4 protein-coding genes are annotated in these 3,181 nt (G+C 36.1%); all 4 read right to left on the bottom strand.

Going from position 1 to position 3,181, the window contains the following annotated elements; all coding sequences use genetic code 11:
• Window positions 1–65: 65 nt before the first annotated feature.
• Window positions 66–752, bottom strand: a complete 687-nt coding sequence (locus ACYVAA_RS22555; protein ID WP_460546260.1) for a hypothetical protein — start codon at window positions 750–752, stop codon at window positions 66–68.
• 206 nt (window positions 753–958) lie between these two features.
• A complete protein-coding gene (locus tag ACYVAA_RS22550) occupies window positions 959–2,071 on the bottom strand; it encodes a ParB N-terminal domain-containing protein (RefSeq protein WP_460546258.1) in 1,113 nt (370 codons plus the stop codon).
• Between the two features lie 8 nt (window positions 2,072–2,079).
• Complete coding sequence (locus tag ACYVAA_RS22545; protein ID WP_460546256.1) at window positions 2,080–2,616, bottom strand: DUF4145 domain-containing protein; 537 nt, start codon at window positions 2,614–2,616, stop codon at window positions 2,080–2,082.
• Between the two features lie 204 nt (window positions 2,617–2,820).
• The coding region (locus ACYVAA_RS22540; protein ID WP_460546254.1) for a DUF4919 domain-containing protein at window positions 2,821–3,181 on the bottom strand (361 nt) is incomplete at its 5' end.

The raw sequence follows: 3,181 nt of genomic DNA, 5'->3' as shown, positions 1-3,181 counted from the left end.
TCTTGTTCTTCTCTCATATCTCTATCTTATGAACTTTAATTGATTTTCAAAGTCTCAGACAGAGTTTAGATTACAGTCTCCTTGGAATTGAAAAGGTTATGTTTTGTCTTATACTTGCCGTCAACCAATTTAAAGTCTGTCAGATGTGAGTTTGGGTTGGGCCGTTCAAAAACTGGGTAGGGAAAACCTAATTGCTCTGAAAGCACAAAGTCGGAGGAACAATTAGTGAAAAGAATGTTATTTACCTTTAATGTTAAACAGGTTGGGCTCATTACAAAACAAAAAGTGTTGGTTCCAGTCCATCTTAATCCCTTATAGCCGTCATAGCAATTAGTAATAGCCAGCAATCTGTCTTTAAGTCCTACTCTTGTATTGACAAAGTATTTTGGTTCCATATTAAATGTGCCCTTGTTTAAAAATTGAATTGCGAGCCACAAGCTAATTCTAACTTTGTCAAACCAGTCCATAAGTCGGAGAAGTTCTACAGCATCCACATAGTCGTCAACCAAAATTTTCTCAACAGTTGGTTTTACCAATGCTTCAATCTCTGCAAAGTCGCTATTGCATTTTGTGCAAGATGGAAAAGTAAAGGATGAAAAATTAAACTCTATAGGTTGATTTGTTGTCCAGTTAATACCTACTGACATTTTCTTATTCTCGGTGTCAGTTAGTTTCATTAACCATTTTGGAATTATATGCTCTTTGTTTTTTTCTTGAGGAGGCTGTCCACAAAAAATACATAATTTGTTCATAGTTATTTTTTGTCTGCTCGTTTTTACTACATAGTTGTTGTGGTTGGCTCTGTGGTCATAATTTTATCGTACAACGGTTTCGGGCTTTACGTTCGAGCGGGTTTCTGAGCACAGAGCTACGATTTATTAAAAGTTCATTAGAAGCACAAAGTTCCAAGTTTGCAAGTCATCCCGCCTGATGCAAACCCCGTTGTTGTACAGTTTTTTTAATCTTTTGACATGATTTCTTTAAATAACTCATCGGTTGAAAGTTGATCTGAATCTTTTAAATGTCTACCAACCTTTATGCTTATTTCTAATGCTCCGCCACGTCCAGAATATCCAACAAAGCTTCCTTTGTTGCTCCAATCCCAATCTTTACCAGACCTTAGTATTTCAAGTAAACTCTCAGTTTTAAATTTATCATTTAGAAGTGCTCGGTCTATGACTTGGGCTCCAAGGAAACAAATTGCCCATAAACCTGCTCCACGTAATATGATATGTTCTTTTGGGGTCTTCCAAGCAATTGGTTGCCAGATTTTTAACGCCTCAAAATAATTTCTGACAACTCGATATTGTGCCTCAGCATCAGGAAGTCTTGGTAATTGTGTTGATCTTGATAGCATATATTGAATACCAGTTCTTAATCCTCGTAGTGGAATATCTACTCCTACAGGCTTCTTGCCACCGTCATAAACTCTACCGTGTAACGGACTTGATGAGTCATTGCTTAATCTCTGTGCTATGTATAAATCAGGAGTTCTTCGTTTCAGTTCCTCTTCTGGGGACAACCTTACATCAATGCCATCAAGGTGGCTTGTATTCATTGCTTTCTGATTCTTGTTTATGTCCTTAAAGAGTTTTATTTCTTCATCTCGATTAAGATTGAACGCCAGGCAGAAGGAAACCTTTTTCTCAATTTTCGAAAATTTCGGCTCTTTTCCATCTGCATAATGCAACCTATGATTTCCATCAACTCTTGAAACTTTAATGGTTTTAGAGTCTTTAATTAAGTCCAAATCAATTTTTAGAATTCCGATGTCCTCATTTTCAGAGCTTATTGGAGTGAAAGTCAAGATCTTATTTTCCCTTGCACATAAGAATATCTCCGGCCAAAATCCTAACTCGCTGTTTTTGACGTATTCATATGCATCTTTTGCATGTTTGGGACTTAAATCTCTTTGAGTGCCTAATGGATTCTTTTTTTGGTCATAAATATCTGCTTGAGACATTTCCGTTAAAATGTGAAGAGGAGCATATCCGCGATAAACATTTACTCCCAGAACATTCCCTCTTATCACAGGAATTTCAATTGTTGTATTTTCTTTCGATTTACTCATTTTCAAATTTATTTGTTTGAGATCTCCATAGTTTGGGAGTACCCAGAGGTTGTTTCGATGGTTTCTGAAATAGCTTCAAGTAAAACACATATAGTAATCATAATGCATTGGAGTTCTTTTATTTCATTCATATCAACTCCCTTGAAGTATCTTTCCAAAGTCCTTTCGTAAGATTTTCTTTTCAAAACCATTTTTTTTAACTCCGTAATTTGTTCCCTTAGTGGTGATTTCTTTATATTAAACTCAATTGAATGAGCACTTCTGTTTCTTATTGACCTTATTTGCTCTAATATTTTATACAGCTCTTTATCAATAATACCTAAGCGACTCACAATTTTTATTCTTGATGAAAATGTTCCTATTGGATTATCTCCTTCAAGAAGTTCGTCCTGCTGTGATTTTTTAGAATTCTTTGGTAACAGATGCTTGCAGATGATTCTATATAGTAAGTCATCAATACGTGATGCCCCAACGATAATTATAGGTCTCGGATTTTTTTCTCCAAGCAAGTCCTCCACGAAAGAATCAAATAAGTTAAAATCCATTACTGTCAATTATAATTGTGCGCAACCTGAACCGAAACGCATTACTTCTATTTCCACTAAATTTTCCCATTTCCAAACGCTTAAAATCCTTTATAAACGCCTGAAATCAGATCGACCCCAAACATAACTAATTCCTTAAAATCAAAAAATACCCTATATGGGGTATTTTTTATAGGATAAATAGGTTTTAGTGCCTCTTTATAATCACCTGCTTTTATTCATTTTGGACAAGGCCTTGAAACAGCTGCTGACATCAAAATACAAACCTTCCAGACCAAGGTCATTATCTTTTAAAGTCAGGTAGTCATAATTACCCTCCAACAGACTCTGCATGCCACCAAATTCAAAGCCCAGGATATCCACAAGCTGATACTCATGGTTTACCTCAATGACATGAAAGGCATTCTCCGTGCTGCTGCCATCTCCCGAACTTATCAGAGCATCAATTAGAATAGTGTACTGGATGATTTTCTTCTCAAAATTGACTTTGTCCCCCAACTGCTCAAAGGCATACAGCTGATAATTCATGGCCCTCAGGTCAAAAGGATTGGAAGCTAAAATAGCA

The organism is Echinicola sediminis (assembly GCF_054777495.1).
This window is presented reverse-complemented; position numbering and strand designations above follow the sequence as displayed.